Origin of the sequence: Nodosilinea sp. AN01ver1 (assembly GCF_050565655.1) — a bacterium.
Classification (GTDB): Bacteria; Cyanobacteriota; Cyanobacteriia; order Phormidesmidales; family Phormidesmidaceae; genus Nodosilinea.
This window is the reverse complement of record NZ_JBNXVS010000015.1, coordinates 51,292-74,058: the sequence shown is the minus strand read 5'-3', so window position 1 is coordinate 74,058 and position 22,767 is coordinate 51,292. Positions and strand designations below refer to the sequence as shown.

At 57.4% G+C, this 22,767-nt stretch carries 15 protein-coding genes; 3 read left to right on the top strand and 12 right to left on the bottom strand.

All coding sequences use genetic code 11. The features are described 5' to 3' along the window. The first annotated feature begins 24 nt into the window (after positions 1 to 24). A complete protein-coding gene (locus ACQ4N7_RS13700; protein WP_430712066.1) occupies positions 25 to 3,231 on the top strand; it encodes a CHAT domain-containing protein in 3,207 nt (1,068 codons plus the stop codon). A 47-nt stretch (positions 3,232 to 3,278) separates the two neighbouring features. On the opposite strand, the gene ACQ4N7_RS13695 is transcribed toward ACQ4N7_RS13700, so the two are convergent. Then, positions 3,279 to 3,842, bottom strand: coding sequence for a Uma2 family endonuclease (locus ACQ4N7_RS13695; RefSeq protein WP_430712065.1), 564 nt, complete (start codon positions 3,840 to 3,842; stop codon positions 3,279 to 3,281). Positions 3,843 to 3,940: 98 nt separating this feature from the next. On the opposite strand from ACQ4N7_RS13695, the gene ACQ4N7_RS13690 reads away from it, so the two are divergent. Continuing rightward, positions 3,941 to 4,345, top strand: coding sequence for a hypothetical protein (locus ACQ4N7_RS13690; protein WP_430712064.1), 405 nt, complete (start codon positions 3,941 to 3,943; stop codon positions 4,343 to 4,345). Between the two features lie 3 nt (positions 4,346 to 4,348). Next, positions 4,349 to 5,266 carry a hypothetical protein gene (locus ACQ4N7_RS13685; RefSeq protein WP_430712063.1) on the top strand — a complete coding sequence of 306 codons (918 nt, stop codon included), beginning with the start codon at positions 4,349 to 4,351 and terminating at the stop codon, positions 5,264 to 5,266. An 11-nt stretch (positions 5,267 to 5,277) separates the two neighbouring features. Here ACQ4N7_RS13685 and ACQ4N7_RS13680 read toward each other — a convergent pair whose 3' ends face one another. The 11 genes from ACQ4N7_RS13680 to ACQ4N7_RS13630 form a co-directional block, all read right to left on the bottom strand. Beyond that, a complete protein-coding gene (locus ACQ4N7_RS13680) occupies positions 5,278 to 6,804 on the bottom strand; it encodes a bifunctional DNA primase/polymerase (protein WP_430712062.1) in 1,527 nt (508 codons plus the stop codon). Then, the gene (locus ACQ4N7_RS13675) at positions 6,776 to 7,075 is read right to left on the bottom strand and encodes a hypothetical protein (protein ID WP_430712061.1); all 300 of its coding nucleotides are present in this window, start codon (positions 7,073 to 7,075) and stop codon (positions 6,776 to 6,778) included. The genes ACQ4N7_RS13680 and ACQ4N7_RS13675 overlap by 29 nt, the downstream gene beginning before the upstream one ends. After that, complete coding sequence (locus ACQ4N7_RS13670) at positions 7,075 to 13,755, bottom strand: strawberry notch C-terminal domain-containing protein (protein WP_430712060.1); 6,681 nt, start codon at positions 13,753 to 13,755, stop codon at positions 7,075 to 7,077. The genes ACQ4N7_RS13675 and ACQ4N7_RS13670 overlap by 1 nt, the downstream gene beginning before the upstream one ends. Before the next feature lie 2 nt (positions 13,756 to 13,757). Then, positions 13,758 to 15,428: a hypothetical protein gene (locus ACQ4N7_RS13665; protein WP_430712059.1), complete on the bottom strand. Its 1,671-nt coding sequence runs from the start codon at positions 15,426 to 15,428 to the stop codon at positions 13,758 to 13,760. After that, positions 15,416 to 15,814, bottom strand: a complete 399-nt coding sequence (locus ACQ4N7_RS13660) for a hypothetical protein (RefSeq protein ID WP_430712058.1) — start codon at positions 15,812 to 15,814, stop codon at positions 15,416 to 15,418. Before ACQ4N7_RS13660 ends, ACQ4N7_RS13665 begins: the two co-directional genes overlap by 13 nt. Before the next feature lie 10 nt (positions 15,815 to 15,824). Continuing rightward, on the bottom strand, positions 15,825 to 17,555 hold the full coding sequence (locus ACQ4N7_RS13655) for a type IV secretory system conjugative DNA transfer family protein (protein WP_430712057.1): 1,731 nt from the start codon (positions 17,553 to 17,555) through the stop codon (positions 15,825 to 15,827). Continuing rightward, on the bottom strand, positions 17,555 to 18,073 hold the full coding sequence (locus ACQ4N7_RS13650) for a hypothetical protein (protein WP_430712056.1): 519 nt from the start codon (positions 18,071 to 18,073) through the stop codon (positions 17,555 to 17,557). The genes ACQ4N7_RS13655 and ACQ4N7_RS13650 overlap by 1 nt, the downstream gene beginning before the upstream one ends. An 11-nt stretch (positions 18,074 to 18,084) precedes the next feature. Next, a complete protein-coding gene (locus ACQ4N7_RS13645) occupies positions 18,085 to 19,758 on the bottom strand; it encodes a M23 family metallopeptidase (RefSeq protein WP_430712055.1) in 1,674 nt (557 codons plus the stop codon). Positions 19,759 to 19,822: 64 nt separating this feature from the next. Continuing rightward, a complete protein-coding gene (locus ACQ4N7_RS13640; RefSeq protein ID WP_430712054.1) occupies positions 19,823 to 20,551 on the bottom strand; it encodes a hypothetical protein in 729 nt (242 codons plus the stop codon). Then, on the bottom strand, positions 20,548 to 22,008 hold the full coding sequence (locus ACQ4N7_RS13635) for a TrbI/VirB10 family protein (protein ID WP_430712053.1): 1,461 nt from the start codon (positions 22,006 to 22,008) through the stop codon (positions 20,548 to 20,550). The genes ACQ4N7_RS13640 and ACQ4N7_RS13635 overlap by 4 nt, the downstream gene beginning before the upstream one ends. After that, on the bottom strand, positions 22,008 to 22,742 hold the full coding sequence (locus ACQ4N7_RS13630; RefSeq protein WP_430712052.1) for a hypothetical protein: 735 nt from the start codon (positions 22,740 to 22,742) through the stop codon (positions 22,008 to 22,010). The genes ACQ4N7_RS13635 and ACQ4N7_RS13630 overlap by 1 nt, the downstream gene beginning before the upstream one ends. Positions 22,743 to 22,767: the final 25 nt, after the last annotated feature.

Sequence of the window (22,767 nt, the reverse complement as noted above, 5' to 3'; positions counted from 1 at the left end):
GTGAACTCTGAAGGATGTGCAGCGATGGATGAGCAGCGGATGCAGGCATATGTGAAATTGATTGAGAAACTGCTGGCTTGTCCACTAGGGCAGGAAGTTGAGATTTTCCAGGCAAATGAAGAACTGGTTGATGCGGAGCTACCGGGGGCGATGAAAGAATATGCTAACTACCTGGAGAGCCAAGGGAATAGAAATGTTGAATGGTTACGGGGCGTTGCAGCACAATTGGAGCAAGTAATAGGAGTTGAAACGGTAAACGCAAATACCGAAGATGAAGAGCAGTTTTTGATAGAAACTTTGCAGTTTTTGATAGGTAGCCAAGGAAATCCCAAACAAGTCTATCCGATATGGGAGCAGCAGAAAGAAAAATTTACCCCCGTCTTATTGAACATTTTACCCTCAGTAGCGTCTCGATTGCTTACCCAAAATACAGAACAGCAAAAAATATCAATAGCATTTGCGTTCTCCCTCTTTGGTTATCTACTGCAACAGTTCCCTATAGGTAATCGATGGCTGAATTTAGAGTTAGCCATTTCTGCCTATCAGATAGTTCTATCAGTGATAACAAAAACGGCTATGCCTGTTGAGCGGTCACAAATCATGACGAATCTGGGGATTGTGTACTATTGGCGCACTCAAGGCGATAAAGCTCAGAACATTGAAGTGGCAATTGCTCTCTACCAAGAAGCTCTTTCCATAATCACAAAAACAGCTATGCCTACCGAATGGGTAATGGTAATGGTGAATCTGGCAAATGCCTATCGTGACCGTCTCAAAGGTAATAAAGCTGAGAATATTGAGGACGCAATTGCTGCATACCAGCAAGCTCTCTCTGTGATAACGAAAGCAAACCATCCCTTTGAGTGGGCAACGGCAATGATGAATCTGGGCAATGCCTATTACTTTCGTATCCGAGGTGATAAAGCTGAGAACATTGAAGATGCGATCGCGGCCTGGCAACAAACCCTTTCTGTGATGACTAAAGCAAATCATTCCTCCGAGTGGGCAACGGCAATGATGAATTTGGCAAATGCCTACTGCGCAAGAATCCGAGGTGACAAAGCCCAAGACTTTGAAGATGCAATCGATATCTATCAGCAAGTCCTCTCCGTAAGAACTAAAGAAGCTATGCCCTTTGAGTGGGGACAAGTTATGAGCAACCTAGCACTTACCTACTTTGAACGTATCCGAGGTGACAAAGCCCAGAATATTGAAGATGCAATTACTGCCTGCCAACAAACCCTCTCTGTGATAACAAAGGCGAATTACCCCTTTGAGTGGGCAACCACTATGAACAATCTAGCACTTGCTTACCGCAGTCGTATCCGAGGTGACGAAGGCCAAAATATTGAAGATGCGATTGTTGCCTACCAGCAAACTCTTTCTGTAAGGACTAAAGCGGCTATGCCCTTTGAATGGGCACAAATCATGAATAACCTGGCAATTGCCTATTATCTCCGCCTCCGAGGCAGTAAAGCTAAAAATGTTGAAGATGCGATCACTGCCTACCAAGCCAGTCTGGGAGTCTTTGAAACTGAGGTATTTCCTAATGATTGCCGTAGAGCCGCTCGTGTTTTAGCCAACATTTACAGCGATCAACGACGCTGGCAAGATGCGGTTCCAATTTATCAGCAGGCACTCTGTGCCTCTGAAATTTTGTATCAAGGTGCCAACCTCCTGGATAGCAAAACAAATGAACTATCTATGGCTGTCGATCTGCCTCGTCGTGCTGCCTATGCTATGGCTCGTACTGCTAACCTACAAGATGCTGTCACTACTTTGGAACAAGGACGTGCTCGTGGTCTTAGTGAGAGCCTCGATCGAGATCGCTCTGACCTTACGCAACTTCAACAAATTGCTCCAGACCTTTACAATCGCTATCAGGACATTACTAAGCAACTGCGAAACCTGGAGAGTCGGCAACGCGATCGCATGATTTCCAGCGATCGCTATAGCCTCACCCCCGAAACCCTACGAGAAACTGCGATCGACCTTCGCTATCAACTCACTACCCTCATCCAAGACATCCGCCAGATACCTGGCTACGAAAAGTTCCTGACCTTACCAACCTTTGAAGAAGTGCATCAGGCGGCAAGCAGCGATCAGCCATTGGTCTATCTTGTCACCACACTCGTAGGCAGTCTCGCTGTTATCGTTACTCCAGAGAACATTCAGTCTATCTGGCTGGATGATTTGACCGAGACGATCTTGCGAGAAATCCTCTACGGATCTGTGGACAACCCTAAACTCAGTCGCTGGTTCGGATCTTATCAAAATTTCCGGGATGACTCAAAAGCTAACTATTTTCAGTGGTGTGAGGAAATCGATCGCGCTACACGCCAACTCTGGGAACCCCTTATGGCACCGCTAATCCAGTACCTCACAGATCACAACTTCCAGCAAGCTACTCTCATTCCCACTGGACTCCTTAGCTTTCTGCCCCTCCATGCCGCTTGGACAGAAGATCCCAGCACCCCCAACGGCAAACGCTACGCTCTCGACAGCATTCACTTCACCTATGCGCCCAATGCCAAATCACTCACCGCAGCAACAGCGATCGCGCATCAGATAGACACACAAGCAATGTTGGCAATCGATAATCCCCGGAACGACCTGCCCAACTCCGAGCGAGAAGTCAATAGTGCGATCTCATCCTTCCTCCCCCAAGCCACCATCTTTCGCCACCATCGCGCCACCACCACCGCCGTTAAAACCGCTTTACCCCAAGCCGCGATCACCCACTTCTCTTGTCACGGCACCGCCAATCTCAATGAACCCCTCAACAGCGGACTTGCCATGAGCGACGGTCTCCTCACCCTCAAAGACATCTTCGCCCTGAATTTGGCTGAAAGCGGTGGTCTCCGACTCGCCATCCTCTCCGCCTGCGAAACCGGCATCCAAGGCCTCGAAAACGCCGACGAAGCCGTCAGCCTACCAACGGGCCTGCTCCAAGCCGGAGTTGCCGCCGTTATTGCTTCGCTCTGGGCCGTGGACGATTACAGTACGCGCATTCTGCTGACCCGCTTCTACGATCTTTGGCGGAAAGAACATTTAAAACCTTCTGAAGCCCTGCGACAGGCGCAGCTTTGGGTAAGGGATACCACCAGCCAGCAAAAAGCCAAATACTTTCAAGAGACAAACCCTGACCTGTTTCAATCCCTTATCCTGCTCCCCTCTAACCACTTTGCCCACCCATTCCACTGGGCCGCCTTCAGCTATACCGGCGTGTAATCAGCTAGATTGAGGTTAGCTTTCAGAGACAAACAGCTGCTCCACTCTTAGCGCCAAATCTGGAAGCTCAACCGAGGCGATGGACGCGCCTGGGTGCTAAACATGCCCACCTCTTGGCAACTCGCTCCGGCCAGGGTCAGAACCATTACGGTTTGAGCCACCGGGGCAATTAGCCAATATTCCGGCACATCAATCGCTGTATACTGAGCGCACTTTTGGCCAAAATCCCGGTCTCGATTGGTCTTGCCAGGGCTCACAACCTCCACAATCAGGTGCGGCGGTGGCATGTCCAGGGTAATGGTCAATCGCCGCTGGGTCTGTCCCAGATGCTCCTGTCGCAGCACGATCAGGTTAGGAAAGCAGTTCGCCGCATCTTTAGCCTGTAAAACAGGCACCTGTACCTCGCAGACGTGAACCCGCACTAAACGACGCGGTACCACCCGAATCAGATAATTGCGCAGATTCAATGCAAGCCAATTGTTCTCTTCAGACTCCGGCGGCAACGCGACTAACTCCCCACCCACCAATTCATAACGCCCTTCCATCGGCGTCTCATCACTGTAGGCCAGATACTCTTCAAAAGAAGCAAGCTTTACCTTTGCCTGGGTCATCGTCTTTACCCCGTAGCCATTGCTCCCATCCTCACGTGCTGGCCAGGGCGATATACTCGTGGGGGTTGCTCTGGCCCATACATTCTATTGCGATCGCAATGACCCCTGAAGATATCCTAGAAACCGCCCGCACCATTGGCCCTTACCTGCCCGATTTAGTCGGCGCAGAGGCAGAAACCGTCCAAATTGGCCTGGCGACTTATCTTGCCAAAGCTCAGGCCGGTGAAGCCGTTGACAATGACATCCTAGAGCTTTTAGCACAGCGCGACGCCACCCGCGAGTGGGCCAGACAGTTCCTCCAAGACAAAGTGCCACCTCCGGTCACCCGCAGCTACGACCCGCTAGCCGGTTCTGTATCTGTCATCGCCGCCGCTACCTTCGTCTGCCCGGTAGAAGGCTGCAACTATATTTGGTACCGCCCTCGGACAGGCATCGCTCCCCCCAACTGCCCGATCCACAACGTTACTCTGGTGCCTGCCCCACTATCGGAAAGTTCCGCCTAACCCATGTACTCCAAATTTCTCGAAGGCATGACCGGTAAGGTCTCAGAGCAGTGGGTCACCAACCTGCTGACTCCCGCCTTCGCGTTTTGGCTGGGTGGGCTAACCGCCTGCATCTACCACTTTGGCTGGGCTCCCCTCAAAAACTGGGCACTACGACAACCCCAACCCTTCCAAGTCGGGCTGCTGATTGTCGGGCTGCTCGTAATTGTCACCTCCTCCTCCGTTGCCCAAAAATTTGACCGGCCCATGCTGCGCTGTTTAGAAGGCTACTGGCCCCGCTGGATAAAACTTCTCCGCCGCATCCGAACCCAGCGATACCTCACCCAGTGGCAACAGCAACAGCAACGGTGGGGCGAGTTATACGGTAAGGGGGAAGCCATCCTCTCTGCCGAGGAACTGAACGAGTACGCCCAGCTCGATTGGCAGCTCATGCATTCTCCATCACAGCCCAATCAGTTTATGCCCACCCGCCTGGGCAACCTGCTACGCGCCTCAGAATACCGCTCGAAAGAACGCTACGGGCTCGATGCTGTCGTCTGCTGGCCCCGCCTTTGGCTACTCCTTCCCGACAGCACCCGCAAAGAACTTCAAGAAGCCCGCGCCGCCCTCAATACCGCCGTGCGGGTCGGCTTTTGGAGTCTACTTTTTCTGGTTTGGACGCCCCTTGCCTGGTGGGCACCCCTGTTAGCGCTACCCACTGCCTGGTTCAGCTACCGCATGGCCCTCAGTGCCGCTGCCGTCTATGTGGATTTGCTTGAAGCCACCTTTGATGTGCATCGTCACCTACTCTACCAATCCCTGCGTCGTAAACCCCCAGTTAATCCGGCGAAAGAAACCCAAGAGGGTGAGGCTCTCACCCAATACCTCTGGCGTGGCCCTGACTCAACCATGCCAGACTTCCATGACCCACCCAAATCATAACCAGACCAAGATCATCGCTCTAGACACGGGGACGAGGTAGCCTTTGTTGTTTTAATCAATCGATGACGATTCCGAATCCGCGACACCTCAGCCTGAAACCGACTTAAATCAGCCATGGTCAGGCATTCCGAGGTGATCGTATCCCCCTGGGCCTGCAAAATAGCGCCCCGTCCACGGGCGTGTACGGTCAGCTGCTGCCCCTCTGAGGCGATTCGATAAATGCGCCCCTGTACCCAAGATTTGGGTTCTACCGCTGAGCCATCACCAGGGACATTCCCTTGCTTTGGCTGATGGGCATGGGCCAGAATTTCGCGGGCCTGGTTTACAAACATTTGAATCTGAGCCGCTGAGATTGTCGGCTGATGGACTGCGCGAGCCTGGATGATGGCGTTTTGCCTCTTTTGAGGTTTGCCCAAAGTCAGAACGTGATGGTTCTTCCTGGCAGTAGTCTGGATAGACTGCTTCGTATTGCTAGGACACAGCTCTTGATAGACTTCTCGGTCTAGCTTCCATACGCGCTTCCAAGCGCTAGTCTCGCCCCCAGCAAAAACCACCGCCGGCGTGCAACTGGCCGGATCAGCAACACTCTCCATAATTCGCTCAACCCTCTCCGCGTCAATTCCTAACGCAGCCCCCGCCACTCGCGCCAAATCCTCGGCATCACCGCTAATCGGCACCCGGTTCTGGCCAGCCCAGTTCTCCCACCCATAGAACTCACGCAGGGCATAGGTGAGGGAATGAGAGCGGGACTCTAGCGGACTATCCCCATGCAGCACCGCCTGAGCCTTTGCTGTGGCCAGATCTTCCAGTCGCAAGACTCCCGGTTGGGCAGGCTGAGCCTGGATTTGAGGTCGAGACTGGCGGGATTGGCCTTGCTCTCTTCGATCACTCACCGGGTACAGCCCGATCGCATCCAACCGCTCTACCCAAACCGGCGGTACCCGCTGCACATTGATATAGGCCTTGCCACTCGGGCCAACCGTCGGCGCGAGCACTGTGAAGCGTCCCTGGCCCAGAGCCTCGCCCATGTGGTGGCCGCCCACCCCATCTAGCGAGAAATTGGTAAAGCTCTTTTCGTGGACTCGCACCGCTAGCCGCCAGCCACCGCTATGGGTACGTTCAGTAAAGGTCTGCTGTAAGAGCGGGTGTTGGCTCAGCCAATCGGCAATCCGCTGGTCACAGGCCTGCTGCGACTCAAGCTGCTTCACGTCCACATCAATCCAAACAATGTTGTGCCAGCCGCCCAGAGTGCCAATGCCGTTGTCAGGGTGGGCAAACCAGGTCTGAAGCTCTGCCTGAGTCGGCATCCGATTTTGATACTGGGTATGCCTGATGAGATGGGGAATTCCACGCTGATCCAAAAAACTGGGGTTCTTGCCGGTAAAGGCAGGCACCAGAGCCCCGTCTTTGTCGCGCTTCAGGCTGCCATCCCCGTTTCGGGCTGGGTAGCGCGTCGGGTCTTGGGCTGGGGCAACGGGCAGCGGTGGCAGTCCTTGATCCCGGAGCCAATCAAACGTGGCGCGAAGGGCTGGGTTCATCGGCCTGGCCTGCTGGGGTTTGAAAGATCCATTCCATGGGGTGGACAGCGCCCGTCACCAACTCCAGACGGTTGACTGTGAGCTGCTGGTTCACCAGGGCATAGACCAGTACCCCATCCCAAAACATCTCCAGGCGCTCGGGTTCGCGCTCTGCCGTCCACTCCACATCGAGCTGCATTTCATTGCCCTCCACATGCACGGCCTTTTGCCCATCACACAAAATCACGATGGACTGGGGGCGGTAGTCGGCGGGCAAGGGGGCCAGGGTCATCATCGTTCAAGCCCTACTGAGGTCGGGGTTGGAACACGGTCTGATTCTAGGCGCTGCACAAATCGCTGAAACCGCTGGCAGTCTTCAGCCGTCACCACCGTGCGCTGAATTTTCCCCTGGGCCATTTCCAGAATGGTCTGGGGTTGAGGTGTCACCCGGCGGACGGTCAGCCGGTCGGCGGTCTGCTTCAGTTCATAGACTTTGCCGCGAAACTGGGTGTGAGGGCCTCGGGTCTGCCCGATCACCGACAGGATTTTTTTAGAAGCCTGGGCCACGTATTCTCCCCGCTGCTGCAACGCTTGATATTGAACCAGGTCTTGAGCCATCGCCTGCTGTAGGTTTGGCGCGAGGCCAAACCCGTTACCATTAGCCTGTTTGGCTGAGAGACCCAACTGCTTGATCTGTTCCAGGTGTAACGGATCATGGCCCAAGTCGCGGGCCGCGCGGTACCAGTCCCGCAAAGTCTCTAAAGCTGGCCCTGGCAAGGGTTCTGATGCCTTGGGCGCTGCATCGTTGGCCTGTTGCCCCTGATCAGCTACCGCTGGAACCGTGGGGCCAGATAAAGGGGGTGTCGGCGGATCTACGGCCACTTCTGACAATGACGCGGTTGGCTGATGGTCCTCCACTGGAGCAGTCCAGGCTGGATCGGCAGCATGGCTCTCCCGATGGCCATTTTGGTGCGCCCAGTTGAACGGGGCGAGGTCAAATAGGCTTTGTACCCGGAATTCAGGTTCTTCAACCGCTGCTGCTGAAGCCTGGGGCAGGGGAATGGGTTCAACAGGAATTGGGGCAGGTTCTTCTAGGGTTGGTTCGGTCGGCTGGTGGGGGTGAAGGGCGATCGCCCCCTCTCCCTCCGCAATCACCACCTCCCCCTGCCAGGTCAACTTGTCCAAGTACTTGTGCAAACTCCCCACCGGGAACCCTGCCACTCGTACCCGTCCGAGTTCCTTCACCCCAGATTCCATGCTGGTGCCAATCATCTCCAGATGCTCGATCAAGGGCTGAGCGCCCTCAAAAAATGCCTCATAAAACCGCTGATCTGGCGATGTCACCAGCACGATCGCATCGGGATACTGCTCTTTCACCTCCAGATACTGCCGCATATCACTCGGCATCTGCGATCGCTCATCCTCCGGTTCCTGCGCCACTGCGGGGGCTGCCTGGGCCTGAAGCTGGACTTGAGCCGCCTCAGCAAACCCCTGCTGCACAATATTTTTGGAGAAAACTTGGGCAAAGGCACGATCGGGCAATCGCGACTCCCCACCCCGCAGACTCTGTACCGCCGTCTCCTTAAACTCGATATGCCCCTCCCCCCGCACCCGAAACACCATCTCCGAGTCAATAAACATATCGCCGTTCTGGGTTAGGTAATGGGTCAGATACAGCTCATCCCCTTGCCGCTCCACCACCAGCGGAATGAACGGCTCATTCTCAATCCGCAGATGAAAATCTTGAGAGGTCATTACCTCCTGCTCAATCCCGGCATTCCTCAAAAACCGCAGAATTCGCTTCTCCAGTTGGCCCATGAGGGGCAGATTGGGTACATCTGGGGACGGTTCAGCCTCTATAGGCACGAGTTCTGGCGCTGCTGAGGTTGTCCCTTCGTTGGCTTGAGTCTCTACTGTCGGAGCCACCGGCTGAGAAACAACCGGTGGCTTCACCGCTTCCACCTCCACCTTCTCCAATGTCGGCAACGATACCCCCATCAACTGCCGCGCCACCTCCTTAAACTCAAACGCTGCCAGGGTGTAGTTTCGCTGGTGCATCACCACGCCCAGCACCCGCTCTAGCCGCTCTGGCGGAATGACGACTTCCATGCGATCGGCCACCGAATAAAAATCCGACCCCGCCGCTGCAATCAAGTCCTCATCCAGGTAGTAGCGCCCACCCGACTCCTTCGACTTCGGCGCTTGCAGAATGAACCCCTCCCCAGCTTGTTGGGGCTTCAGCAACAACAGCTCATCGAGGGTCTTCACCGTCCCCTGTCGGTTGGTCAGCTCTGTAAGGAACCGAAACACCTGCTGGGGCTCCTTAAAGGCCACCGGTTCCTTAGTCAGCTCCGACTCAATATCAAAGCCCTTGGGCATAATCAGCCCCTGGCACACCTCGCCTCGGTAGTCGGTGTAGTTCACCAACTTGCCGTTAGAGTATTTCTCAAACGCCTTGATCAGGTTGCCGGTGAAGATTTGCCGGTTGACTCGCCCTGCTTCCTGCTGCTGGTCGAACAGGGAATAGACGCTATTGCCAAACCAGTCCTCGGTCTGAACCGTAGCATCGATCGCCCCCGCCCGCCCCGTGTTGAACTTAGAAAAGGGCACCGTAATCTGCCGGGCCGAATCCGCCACCAGAATCCTGAGCTTCCAACGGTTTGGTGCTGCGGGACTGCCGGATCGCTTTTTGGCATCGGCCCCAGCGACCACCCCATAGAGAATGGTCTTGCTGGCAGGCGTCACGAGTCGCAGTGGTGTTCCTGGGACGAACTGTTCTAACACCGTAGAGACATGCATGAGCTGCTGTTCGATGCGATCACTTAGCTTTTCAATCGCTTTACTATCTTGCTTTTGGGCGATCGCCGCCTGCCGGTAGCGGTTTGTCTGCGCTTCCAACTCGGTAATTGTCGTCGCCACCTGTTGCCTGGCCAGCAGAGACAGGGCATCTGGGGCGTGGGCATCCACCGCTGATACTTCAGCCAACCCCACCGACTCACGAACTGCATTAATCGCCTGAAGCTGGGTCAGCGGCTTGCTCTCACTCTTAGCCTCCACCAACTCCAGATACACTGGCCCGGTGAACTCACTAGCCGTCTCGCTGTCATCCGCCATCACCTCCATCCGCGCCAGGGGACGAGCATCGAGATCTAGCTGATCTGCCTCCAGAATGTTCTCCCCCATCGCCCGCGTCTGATCCACCAGGTCACGGTACTCCGACTCAATCAGGCTGTAGACCGCTTCTTGTTCTGCAATAGATAGCAAGGGAATCCGACCCGTCACCCGCTTGATTAGGGCAATATCAGAAGCATCGTTCTCAGCTTGAGTTGATGGAAAATCTAGCTTGGCATTCAGCTCCGGGTCATCCGTCAGCAACTCCGTCACCACCTGCTCGCCGTAGGGATTCATAAAATCCACCACGGTGTTCAACGAGATATCGGTCTCCCGTGCTGCCGTTGTATTGGCATTGAGGCTGGCCATCTTGCGGCACAGAATCGCCCCCGGTCGTTTTTCCGCTGGAAGATCTCCCATCAACAGCGTGTAGGCAGGCAACGCCACCTGCCCGGTGCGATGCACCCGGCCCAGCATCTGCATAAACACGTTGATGTCCCGCTCCGCCTGGGCCACAATCATATGGCGAGGCCGCTGGTCGGCAAATTTCTCTGAGGCATGGAGCGAAATCCCTGTAGACCCCGAACAGTTGAGCAAGATGACATCGGCATCCCCAGAGTTGAACCGGGCCACGGCATCGATCTTGCCCTTGGCTGTCTTTTCCTCCCCCAGCCGCACCTTGTAGGCCATGGAGCCGTCAGCCCCATATTCAATCCCCACCTTGCGCCCGGTGACTTCGGTAACCCGGTAGCCCGCCCGCTCCAGTTGTTGCTCGATATAGTCGATGGGGCTAATGGGAATGCTGCTGAAGTCGGACTCGCGAATACAGTCCAGCGCTTCCTCATAGACCAGAACGGCATCAGCTCCGAGTTGGTCATCGCTGAGGCGAAGGCGGGTGGAGTGGCCCCGGTAGTCTTTCACCACCACATCTCTAGATCGCTCCAGATACCGTTCCAGCAGATCCCCAAAGGAGAGGTTCATGGCGTCCCCAGGGCTCAAATCCTGGGACTCCGCGTAGTCCTCAATGAAGCTGCCCATGGTGTTGGCCACCGTAATCACCGGTTTTTCGCCCCGCTGGAGCGCTGAGATCGCCTCCTGCACCGTAGCGTCTGCTTTCTGGGCCAGCAGCCCCTGCTCAATGCAGTTGTGCATCAACGAGGTAAAGTTGGTACTCCGGGCTCCTACCTCACCAATCGCTCCATCTTCTCCTAGGGCTTTTGCCTCTGCCTTCGCCTCATTACCAATCGCCTTCACCGCCTTCTGCTTGGCCCGGTCAAAATCCTTAATCGCCCGCATCGCCGCCGAGAAGTCGTCCGCTACCTCCCGATCCACCGGCACAGTCTTGGCCTGAAACGAGATGCCCTCATAGGAGCGCTCCCGCCGCAGCATCTGCCCCGAGGCCACAAACTTGCTGGCCACAATCTGCTGGAGCGGCACTCCCCCACGGGTGAGGATGTTCTCCAGTGCCGTCATACTGCTGACGCCCAACCGCAGGTCGGTGCGCCGGGCATACAAATCCATCACATCGGCCCGTTTGGCATAGGTAGCCGACGAGTAAAACACCCCCGAGGACAGATCGATCAGCTCCCGCACAAAATCGGCCCGGTCGGGTGGCCCCGCTTCTTTCCATCCCCCTTTACTGCCTCCCGCCTGGTGGGCCTCATCGAGGATCAAAATGCCGTTGGGAGCCATCCGCCTCAGGAACGTGCGCCGCAGTGGTTCTTTCTTCCCCACCGTCTGAAGCTGGCTGTAGGTGGTGAACACGGCACTGTAACGGCCCAGATCCCCCCGCTGGATCATCGCCTGCATTTCCGCCTGCTGCTTGGCGGCCCCAGCCGTCTTCAGCGCCGCCCCATTGGCCAGCGGAATCTCAGTGCCGCTGTCAGTAATAAACGGGGTAAACCGCCGCATTCCAATATCGCCCACATCCCGCATCATGTCGGCATAGAGGGGCTTGTCTTTGGTGATGAACAGGGCAATCTTCCCCTGCTGCTGGGCATAGCGCATGATGCTGGCGCAGATCCGGCCCTTGCCAATGCCGGTCTGGTCCCCCGTGATGAAACCCGTTCCCCGCTCGATATTGCTGATCGCCAGGGCCGAGGCATCCACCTGTTCAGCGCTAAAGTACTGGTGCAGTTCAGCCACGGAACCATAGCCCAGTCGAGTGGCCAGGTACTCGTCAATATCGCCCTGCTGCTGCTCGAATCGCTCCAGCGCCTGCTGGGCCGCACTGGCCATGTTGAAGGGAATCAGGGTCTGAGTCGAGAAGCCCTTGCTTTTGGGCACATAGGCCACTTGCCTGGGCTGAACATCATACGTGTCTGCCGACGGAGCCTCAGCGCCGCCGGTTGAAAGAGGAGTATTCATAATCAGGTCTGGGTGAAGGACTACAGACTCAGTTCGTTCAGCCAGGACTCCAGCGTGGTTTCGTCGTGCAGGCTCAGCCAGTCCAGGTAATCTGGGTAGCTGGGGGTTACGGGCGTTACCGGAAAGATTCCCCCGTAGTGGCTCAGTCGTTCCTGAAACCGCCAGTTGCTCCGAATCAGGGTCTCCGCCCACTGCTGCCGCCAATACTCCAGAGCCAAGTCCGGCTCCTCGTCCGGCTCCAGGATCGGAATCTCCTGAGCCCAGTCCAACTCGCTGAGGGTGGTGGCCAGCAGTTGTTGCGTCTCGATCTGGGAGGTTTCCGAGACCGAGTCCTGAATCATTCTGTCCAGCCGAGTTTGCATCAGCTGCAGGTAAGTCGCTTCGCTCAGCTGTTCTAGCTGGGGTGGCACTTTGACGATGAATAGCGTTCCCAGGCCCTCCAACGTCCAGAGGTTGGGAAAACTGGGATACTGGCTGGTCATGAACGGGTACGTCCAGGGAGAAACGGGCGTGGTGGATAGGTTCATGGGGAATCAACTCCTTGAGTTCAGCAAACGACTTGTAGATAACCGGTACATCAGCAGCCGGTAACGGGCGTTCCGACCGTCCCCGACCCTCAATCACAATCAAATCAATCGGAAAACCCGCGCCCTGTTTGCGGTACAGGTCACCCCAAATGGAAATGTGTTGGGTAACGGCGTACTGCTGGTAGAGGGCATAGAAGAACCCTCGGCTTTCCAGAGTGTTGTAACGCTCAGACCGTAGCTCTTCATCCACTCCCAGCTTGCCGCCCAGGATTAGAACGGCGCGACCATCCTCCTTCATCGCCCCTAGAGCTTGAAACGAGATCGCCTGATCAATCTGGGTTGTCCCCCGCAGGTTGCCCGGCAACCTGAACCGCTTACGCTGCCCTTGTCCGTCCCGTACCGCGCCAAAGGGTGGGTTGGCGATCACTACATCGTGCAGGCGCTCTGGCGTATAATCCGCTCCGTCATGCTCCGTGACGGTATAGCCCTGAGCCCGCAGGTCAGCGGCGCGATCTGGATTGAGTTCATTGACGGTTACCTGGGTGGGGTCAGTTCCCACCAGCAATGCGCCGTGCCCAGCAGAGGGTTCGTAGACAGTCGTGTCTGGGGTAATGCCTGCCAGGGTAGAGGCCAAATAAGCGATGGGGATGGGCGTGCTGTAGGCCTGCTGCAACACGCTGGTGGAGGAACGAACATTCAGGGCGGGCTGGCGATCGTGCAACTCGATCAGCCGATCATAGGTGTCGTGAGTTGTGGCCGAGGTTTGAAGGATGCCCTGGGCTGCTCGCACCACTGCCCCCTCCACCGCTTCATCCACCTGCTTCGCCAGGGCTGTACCAGGATTGACTGGCGTGCCCAACACCAGCGCCGCCTGTTGCCGGGCGGCGGTAATGGTCGTAAACCCTTCACCCCCCAGGAAATGGGAGGTGAAGTGGTTCACGAGCTGCTGCTGGGCACTCTCCACCATTCCTACTCACCCATGGCCATGCCTACGGCACGGCTGCGTTGTCGGCTATTCAAGGGCGTCACTTTTGCTGGTTGGTGCCGCTGTAAATCCTGGCTGAGTTCCCGATCAATAAAGCGGAAATAGGCCACATCCTTAGACGTGAGATCGGATTTGATTTTGCCGTTGTCGATGCTGAGAATTGCCCCACGCTCCCCCGCCTGAATTTTCAAGCTGTTAGGAGTCTCCTCAATCCGATACTGGCTGCCTCCTTGGAAGACCCGCTTGCCCTGCACGTTGGGGCGACTGCCGGTGACATCGAGCAGCTTGCGGGCGGTTTTCGCCAGCGCCAGGGCCGTGAGATCGCGGGTGATGCCCATGTCGCCCGCAGGCGCAAGGTTGCCTAACTGTCGCACCCGCATGGGGGGCTCTGGAGACAGACCATCCACCCCCTGAATCTGAATTTGCTGGCGGGCTTTCATAAAGTCGGCCTCTTGGGAGGCCACCATATCGTTTTTAAGGATGTCCAGCCCCCAACGGGTTTTGCGGGCCGTCATCAGCTCAATGCCCTGGCGATCTGAGACCGTAACCATGCGGCCCTTAGAGCTGACCACGTAGTTCTCTGCCACATAGAAGCCTCGGCCTGGGCTGTAGGCAGTGCCGTACTTTTGGAGCAAATCCACCGCCGTAGAGGCCACCTGCCGACTGCGGATATTCGCCGCCAGGGCCACCACCCGTTCGGTCAACTGCTGGGACGAGCGCCGCATCACCCGTGTGGTCTGCTGCATCCATTTCTGGGTGGCTTTTTCGACCACCTGCTGATTTTGGCGTTCTATCACGTCGAGGATGGAGACTACCCTGGGCGAGGCCATACTCAGGGGCTGAGCTGCGACTCGGGTGGGAGCAGGCTGACTGGCTGGTGGTTGCTGTTCAGGTTCCGTGGATGCTTGGACAGGAGCTACAGAGACGGCGGGCGCAGGCTTATCTGCCAGTCGGGACTCTTCACCTGCCCCAGGGGCTAAGGTCTCCTTGGGCTCAGGTTCTGTGGCGGCTTCTGCTGAGGACACAGACGGCACAGTCTCACCCGCCAGCTTGGGATCGTCAGCGGATAATGCCTTCGGGGAAGACACCTCTGTCTGACTGGAATGGGGCATCTCTGGCGGTGGCTCCTCCTGAGAAACCTCCGGGAAAGCCGTTCTCGCCTGATTAACCAGATCCGGTTCTAGCAGGTTGGTTTCAACCGCCCCCTTGCTCATCCGATAAACCAGTTCATCTCCGGCCTTGATGTTGATCGTCCCTTTGGCCCCAGTAGTCGCCTCAGCGCCCGGCTGCTGGGGTGCGTCTACAGCGGACTGAAGCAGCTTCAATGTATTGGCATTGAGCTTGTTGATGGGGTCTTTATCGGCATAGCCTTCGCGGTAGACAATCCCGCGGCCCATCTTAATCTCGATGGGCTCTGCGATAGCTTGGGGCAGTTCCACAGCATCATTTAGTTGAGCGTCTGAGGCATTACTCTCAGAGTCTTGCTCCTTTTGCCGAGTCGCCTGGAGCCGCTCACGCAGCATCTGAATAAAGGCCTGTGCGGCCTCGGCAGTTGATTGAGCCGTAGCCGCTGCCATTTCGCTAGAGGCCAGGGTGGTGTGAGCATAGTCCTGCTCGATCTGCTTGGCTTCTCCGGGGTTTACTACGGCTTGCATGGTTCCTCCTTTAAGGGGTCTAGACTTTCTAAATCCATCAGGGGCATGATTTTGATCCGGTTAATTACCTCCAACCCTTGAACCGAAAAGTAGGCCGTGTCGCCATCGATCAACCACTCCACCAACGTTGGCGTGTAGTCGATCTCCACGTCAGCGCACTGGGCCTGAATCCGGCCATTCCGCCAGTGCAAAACCGTCACATCGTCGTACAGCACCTCAATCTCACGGGGCACATAGTCAGCGCCTAACGGTGGCTGTTCCAGGACGGGAAGGAGGTCAGCGGCAATATCGGGATGGACCAGTAGAGCATTGACGGTGGCCTCGGGCAGCTTTGCCCTTAGGGTCTGCGCCAGCACTAGATCGGGGGATTGAATCGCTATTGTCATCAGGGTTCTCCTAGAGCAAACTGCTGTACTTGTCGATCAGGCCAGCGGGGTCGGGGTAGGCCGAGTTGACCGGGGCTTGAGGCTCCGGCAGCATCGCTTCCACCATCTGCCGCCGCTTTTCTAAATCGGCGGCAGTGGGCATCCGCTGAGGGCTGCGGCGCACCAGTCGGGCGTGGATTTTGGCCCACAGGGCTTCGCTGCCTTCACTGGCTTGCACATCGGTCTTGGGAATTTTGATTGCCTGCTGAATCGGGATGGCCGCTTCCCCTCGGGAGGTATAGCCGGGATTGATCAAGATGCATTTGCCCGGCGGCAGGCGCAGAAACTGGCTGGGTTCAAATAGCTTGCGGGTGCGCTCTTGGTCGGAGATGGTGGTGCTGGATTTACCGCCGCCGCGATTGCGCGACTTTTGCTTGTGCTGGATTTCCTCATCCCCCAGAAAGTCGGAGAACATGCGGGCTGCTTCGTATTCTTGGGGGTTGAAAACTGCTTTGGTAGCGCAGGCTCCCAGGATGGCGCGGGCCAGTTCGCGACCGTAGGTTTTCTCCAGCTGCACCAGGTTTTGAAAGCCGAGGATGACCGCCAGCCCGTCTTCCCGGTTTTCGTTCAGCCACTGCACCAAGGTGGGTAGATAGAGGGTGGGCAACTCGTCGATCGCGACAATCAGCGGATCTCGCCGACGCTGGGCCACATTGCGGGTGACCAGCATGTGCAGCACGGTGGCCACCAGTGGCCCCACCACGTCCCGCCGCTCCCGATCCATCCCCAGAATCAGCAGCTGCTTGCCGGTCAAATCGAGGGGGATAGACGTTTGACCACAGAAGGCCCCCAGTACCCCTTCTTTCATAAAGCGAGTAAAGGTTTCGCTGGCGCTGCCCACAATGCCGCTGGCGGTTTTCTCGGCATCTTTCACCCCAATCAACTGGTTGAAAGACACCCGAATCCAGCTGTTCATGCCTTGAGCCGCTGCCACCCGGTTGCCCAGGTTGGTCAGCCCGAGCACCGCCTGGGCGGTCATGATGTCGGGGTACTGGGTGGACTTGGCCAGCATTAACAGCGCCTCTGTCAGCTGATCGCCTGCGGCGGCAAAGAAGCCATCCTCGGTGCTCTGGGTCATTAGCCGAAAGTTTTTGTTCAGCACCGTGGCGATTTGCCGCGCCATCTCGGCATCGGACTCGCTGCGGAGGAAGTCGATGGGGTTGCACACTTCGGACTCGGGAAAGCCAGGAGCCAGCACTCGCACGTCGTAGCCCAGCTTGGCGGCGTAGGCGGCATGGCGAGCGCTTTGGGTCGGATACTTGAAGTCGTATAAGGCTATCGGCAGTCCCTGGTCAAGGGCGGAGCGAATCAGCGGGTCGATGACACTGAAGGTTTTGCCGGAGCCTGGCCCACCACAAACGGCGATGCCCCGCTGGAGGTCGGGCAGGTATAGAGATCGGGCATCTTGCTTGCGGGTGGGCTTGCCAATGTAGAGGGAAACCGCGTTGCGTTTGCGCTCCTGAATCTGTCGTACCGCTCGCTTGCGGGCGGCGGATTTCTCGGGGCTGCTACCAAAGCGACTGGTGGCGAGCTTCCCTTTCTTGCCTTGGCTCATGAGGGAGAAGGCGGCAATTAGTACGGCACAGCCCAGGAGGGTGAGGCCCTGGTGAGACTGGAGTGAGGTCACCAGCTGAGAGATTGACTGGTTGGAGGCAGAGCCCACCTGACCCAAGATGGAGGGGTGTTCGGTGGTGTAACGCATCAGCGCAGCACCTCATAGCTATTGGGCGGTAGCTCAATGCCCAGTTGATCTAGCGCCCAGAGGTATTCCTCAGGGAACTGGCTGCGGGTACCTTCGGGGGCCGCTGTCAGATACTCGGTCAACTGCTGCTGGTAGGCGTCGCGTCCGCCCTGTTCTTGCAGTACTTGGGTGTAGCGCTGAAGGGCTAGCTCGCGGGCCAAGTTCAGGGGGATGTAGTGACTCAGCACTGGGTCATCCTCCGGCAGCAGCGATCGGCAGGCAGCTTGGGTGTCCAGGTAAATCAGCACTTCCTGGTAGGTCTCGCCTTCACCGGCCCCGATCAGGAGGTAGCTGCCGGAGGCTGTTTCAACTAAGCCCCAGAGTTTGGTGGCCTGGGTCTGAGGGGGCAGGCAATCGTAGACCGCCTCGGGAATGGGGTCTGACGCCCGAGCCAGATTGAGGCCCACAATAGAGATTAGACCGACCAGCAGCAGACAGAGGCCTGCTAAACCAGCGAAAACAGTACGGTTGAGTCTCATCGCTACACTCCTTAACTGAGATAGGTCATAGGGTTCTGGGGCTGACCGTTCTGGCGCACCTCAAAGTGCAAATGCGGCCCCGTTGACCAGCCGCTGCTGTTGGCGCGACCGACATCATCGCCCTGGGCGATGATGTCGCCCGCTTGCACGAAAAAGCCTTGTAGATGGGCGTAGTAGCTCTCTACGCCATTGCCGTGGTTGACAATGACGAGCCTGCCGTAGCCGCTGGTGAGGGAACCGCTGATGCCCGCGAAGGTGACCTGTCCGCCGTCAACCGCTCGAATGAGGGTGCCGGTGGGGGTGCCAAAATCGGTGCCGCTGTGAAGACGGCGATCGCCATGGATTGGGTGAGTGCGATAGCCAAAACTACTGGTGACGCCATAGCCCGGTGCGGGGTGAATGAACCGTCCGGCAGCGGTGCCAGGCGATCCTGAAGCTCTGGTCGCTGGGGCTGGGGCTGGTGTGAGTTTGGGTTCGCCGGTCTGTGGATCAATCCCTTTCGCCGTAGCGGCGACCGCTGAATCGGTGGTTGAAAGGCCTTCCTTGACTTGCCCTAAGAAGACCATGCCTTCTTCCTGCACCGGTAGCCAGGGAATAGGGCCGATGAAATAGGGAGTACAGCCCAAGTCCATAAACAGGTTGCGGACGCACATGCGGAAATACAGCCCGGTTTCAGCGGTGCCGGAAGCCTCATCGGTCTCTAATACCGCCACCTTGAACGCATTGCCGAAGGGATGGCGACCGGTAGGTTCAACCCCACCGTTGGCCGCCGCCAATGCCCCACGCCCGCCGCGCACCTGCTGGTACTTGCCCGAGACCCACTGGGTTCCTTCCACCAGTGTGGGTTGCCCAATTTCCAGGTGAGCGCAGTCAGCTTCACAGGGCACATTGAACCCCTCCACATAGCTACCGCTGATGGTGTTGGTGCGGTTGCCCTCTGCCGGGCCAAACACTACATCCACCTGGCCCACCACCACGCCCTGCTCCACGATGGGGTTGGGGAAGTTGGCGAAGGGGACATCGGCGAGACCGGGCACCTGGTCGATAACGGACTGCTGCCAGTCACGGAAGCTCTCCAGCGGAGCCTCCATCAATCCCGGAATATCGGCCAGTCCATACTGCTCCAGGTTGAGGTCTCCCAGGCTGAGGGATGCTAAGGCCTCATCTTGGAGCACCTCAGCGATCGCAGTTTGCGGGTCTACTTTTCCCTTGAGTAGGTCGGCGATCGGGGCCACCGACTCTACCGAGCGGTTGGCTAAATCCGGCAGCGCTTGCACCAAATCCCCCAGGGTTTGCCAGGTCACCAGAGCAAAATCCGCCAGCCGTAGGGCAGGCCAATCCAGCCCCACCAGGGCGGCAATCTCATACAGCGAAAACTGCTGGAGCTGAAAGCTCTCCTGAAAATCGCCCAGCTGCATGTACTGATCAGCGGTTTGACCGGCCTGCCAGACCCGCGATGGGTCGTAGCCCAGCAGACGGATCAGATCGGCTGGAGCCTCAAACGATCCAGACTCCAGCACCGCAGGCAAGGTTCGCAGGGTGATCTGCACCCAGTCGGGCTTGGTGCCTAGAATTTGATCCTGAATGACGGGCACAGGTGTTCCCGGTTGCAGGCTGGAGTGGGCCGGTTGCACCCGCCAGCCATGGAGCGCGATCGCCAAAATTAGAACAAAAATCCCGATCACAGGCCGCCATGGCCGCCTGCGCCTAAAAAAGTATGGGGTCATGGCTTTAACCTGAGTGGAGAACCTAGAGAGCAGTAGAGTTCAAAGGCGGGTCATCGCGGGCATTGGCCCCCCAATCCGCCAAGCGGGTGACCACCTCAGGGGAAACCCCAGCTTGCTCGGCGGCAGCAGGCACGGTGAGGCCACCTTGGGCCAACATCAGAAAGGTTTGTAGCCGGTTCCACAAGTCCTGGTTGGGAGCGATCAGTCCTCTGGCTTCAGCTACCTGAAGCCCTCGGCGCACATCACCTGGCCCCAGTAGCGGATGGATGGGGGAGGCGGGGTTAACCACAACAGTGTGGTAATCCGGCTCGCCCGTACCGAAGGCGATGCGGAATTCGTAGAGGCGGCGACCTCCCCCAGATGTCTCGGTGATCACCGTCAGCAGCGTGCCGCTGGCCCTGGGTAAATTCTCGAAAGCCAGCCCTTGAACCCGTCTCAGATGAACCACCGAGGGACGACCCGAGACACAGCCGGATTCAACAACGGTGGGGCAGAGCGGTTGATCAAAATCAAGGGCTACTCGGGACGGATCATCGATCCACACCCGCACAATGCTTTCGTTCGTCGGGATAAAGCTCAAGTTGGTGCCATAGCCGGGCCACAGGTGAATAACGGGAGCCTGACTGCGGGTTAACCCTTGAGCATGGCTGGCAGAAACGGAATAGGCTGACTGGGCTTGGGCGGGGTGGAAGGAGATACCCGCTAGAGAAAGCGCTCCAGCCACAATCCAGGAAGTCCAAGGTGTTTTCATAGCACCACCGTTTGATTCACGTACACTTCGACCGCTGTGCCGGTTGGCAAATACCAAACGACAGGGCGATTTAAGATTTCATCCAGTGCTGCCTGATTCCGCGCCTCCATCTGCCCCGAGAGCTGCTCAAACGCGCCTTCAAGAATCCCAGCCAGAAGGTTGGGCTCTCCGGTGTCCTGGGTGATCGCGCTGCTTCCAACAGAGGTGATGACCGATGAGGTTTTGGGCCGATTCACCAACCCTGCCGCCCGAGATAAACCAGCCATGGCCGCCATCATGGCATCCATCCGAGCGATGTCCATGCCTGGGTCGTCATACTTCTGAGCGATCAGGGGGGTGCCCTCTACCCCTCTCAGTTGAACCGCTCCAGCGGACAGCGGGTTCTCTTGCCCGGCACGAATGAACGAAACTACCGACAGCTGCACCAGGCCGCTGTCTGCCACCGAGGTCACCTGTGCCACTAGCGACGTGTCTGCCGGTAAGCCAATTTCTCCGTCGGCAGTCAGCAAGGGTTCCGTCAACTGCACCACGAACTGAGGGCTGTCTGTCTCCGCCGCCCAGATCAAAGGTGTTTCCAATACAGCTGGGGCTTGGGTACCGATCAGCAGCAGGGGTGATGTCGGGGGCAATGCTACCGGCTGACCCTGGAGAATGGCTGCCTCTTCGGCATGGTTGATGTCACGGGGTGAGGGTAGGGTGTTGACTTGAGCCACTGACGTTGGAGCCTCCGTGACTAGCGGTGCAGAGGGTTCCTGCGGTAAGGGACTGCCCTGTCCGTAGCTCCCTAAATGGGACAGTGCCAGCCATCGTTCCGTTGGATCGACGACGGGTTGAGCCATCGGTTGGGACACTACGGGACGGGCTGAAACCGCAGGGGAGACGTGGGCTGGCCGAGGAGGTAACGGTGCCGGGATGGGTCGCGCCGCGACAGGTTGGGGTGGTCGTGCCGGGGGTGGAGGCGCGGGAGACAACTCCCGGGTTTCTCTGGCGGTTGGCACTTCCGGCTGAGCCGTAGGCTCTTCATTGGCCAGAGCTTCCAGTTCGGCCTGCTGACGCCCCATCGCTAAATCGGTCAGCAGCTGGCCCCGGTCATCGGTGGCACTCAGCTCCTCTCCCTCGACCATAGGTTCTGGAAAATCGGCTTGTACCTCTTCAGCCGGTGGAGAGTCGTTCTTCATCACCCCGCTAGTGAAGACGGCTAAGACTCCAATTACCAGACCCGTTCCAGCCGCGACAACGCCCAGCTTGGTGAAGGGGTTAGCCGCTAGGGATAACTTGGGCTTGCGCTCGCGTAAGCCCTGTCCGTCTATATCTTCGGCATCCAAAAGAGGTTCCGATTCCGATGCATTGGGGGGAGGTACAACCTCCTGTCCAGGATCAGAAACCGGTTCTGGTAGGTGGAGACCGACCAGGTCAGCCATCTCTTGGTCATCCCACAGATTGTTCGGTGTCGTCATCACAAGTCCTCCCGGTCAAGTTCACGGATGGCATAAATTTGCAGGCCGGTTTGGCGAATGCTGTAGATGGCCTGCTCCAAGGGGGTATCGCCATCGGGCACAGCGGGCGCGGTGACGGCCTCTACAAAGACCTCTCGGTTAAAGGGAATGGCTTGGCCCAGGGCATTGGCATCGTTAAAGACATAGAGATGGGCCACCACCGCCACCTTCCAACGGCCCTCCCCAACCACCTCAGGTCTGCCGACGTGGTTGATTACCATCACCACCTGACTGGTGCCCGTGAAGACGCCCGATGGCGTCAGTTCGGCCACCCGCTTCAAGAAGTCCTGGCGGAAATCTTCGGAAAAGGCAAAGCTGGCTTGCCAACTGGCGGTAGCAATATTGCGTCTGCCCCGTTCCACCTCAATCGGTAGGCCGGGGTCGGCCCTGGGCTGGCTGGCCTCCTCTGCCGTGGTCGCAGGCAGGCTGCCGCTCCAGTTGAACATCAGCACCAGGGTGTCGTTGACAAAGCGCCGGATCGTCTCTGGGGTACGCTCACGGGAGCCCATGGTGCCGACTCGAATGGCCTGCCCGTCCTGCATTTGCACCAAGGTGGGGGCATCCTGACGGCTGATGCGGCTCAAGGCCCCGGCCTGGAGAAACAAGACCACCAGCATCACCAGCTGCAACCCCACGCTGCCTAAGACAAACAGGGGTAGGTAGTTTGTATTGCGTTTCTCAATCAACTGCACCATGGAACATGTCCTAATGAATGAGGTC

Coding starts and splice junctions, on each gene's coding strand:
- ACQ4N7_RS13700 (WP_430712066.1), top strand. CDS start 25: ATGGATGAGCAGCGGATGCAGGCATATGTGAAATTGATTGAGAAACTG.
- ACQ4N7_RS13695 (WP_430712065.1), bottom strand. CDS start 3,842: ATGACCCAGGCAAAGGTAAAGCTTGCTTCTTTTGAAGAGTATCTGGCC.
- ACQ4N7_RS13690 (WP_430712064.1), top strand. CDS start 3,941: ATGACCCCTGAAGATATCCTAGAAACCGCCCGCACCATTGGCCCTTAC.
- ACQ4N7_RS13685 (WP_430712063.1), top strand. CDS start 4,349: ATGTACTCCAAATTTCTCGAAGGCATGACCGGTAAGGTCTCAGAGCAG.
- ACQ4N7_RS13680 (WP_430712062.1), bottom strand. CDS start 6,804: ATGAACCCAGCCCTTCGCGCCACGTTTGATTGGCTCCGGGATCAAGGA.
- ACQ4N7_RS13675 (WP_430712061.1), bottom strand. CDS start 7,075: ATGACCCTGGCCCCCTTGCCCGCCGACTACCGCCCCCAGTCCATCGTG.
- ACQ4N7_RS13670 (WP_430712060.1), bottom strand. CDS start 13,755: ATGGTGGAGAGTGCCCAGCAGCAGCTCGTGAACCACTTCACCTCCCAT.
- ACQ4N7_RS13665 (WP_430712059.1), bottom strand. CDS start 15,428: ATGCAAGCCGTAGTAAACCCCGGAGAAGCCAAGCAGATCGAGCAGGAC.
- ACQ4N7_RS13660 (WP_430712058.1), bottom strand. CDS start 15,814: ATGACAATAGCGATTCAATCCCCCGATCTAGTGCTGGCGCAGACCCTA.
- ACQ4N7_RS13655 (WP_430712057.1), bottom strand. CDS start 17,555: ATGCGTTACACCACCGAACACCCCTCCATCTTGGGTCAGGTGGGCTCT.
- ACQ4N7_RS13650 (WP_430712056.1), bottom strand. CDS start 18,073: ATGAGACTCAACCGTACTGTTTTCGCTGGTTTAGCAGGCCTCTGTCTG.
- ACQ4N7_RS13640 (WP_430712054.1), bottom strand. CDS start 20,551: ATGAAAACACCTTGGACTTCCTGGATTGTGGCTGGAGCGCTTTCTCTA.
- ACQ4N7_RS13635 (WP_430712053.1), bottom strand. CDS start 22,008: ATGACGACACCGAACAATCTGTGGGATGACCAAGAGATGGCTGACCTG.
- ACQ4N7_RS13630 (WP_430712052.1), bottom strand. CDS start 22,742: ATGGTGCAGTTGATTGAGAAACGCAATACAAACTACCTACCCCTGTTT.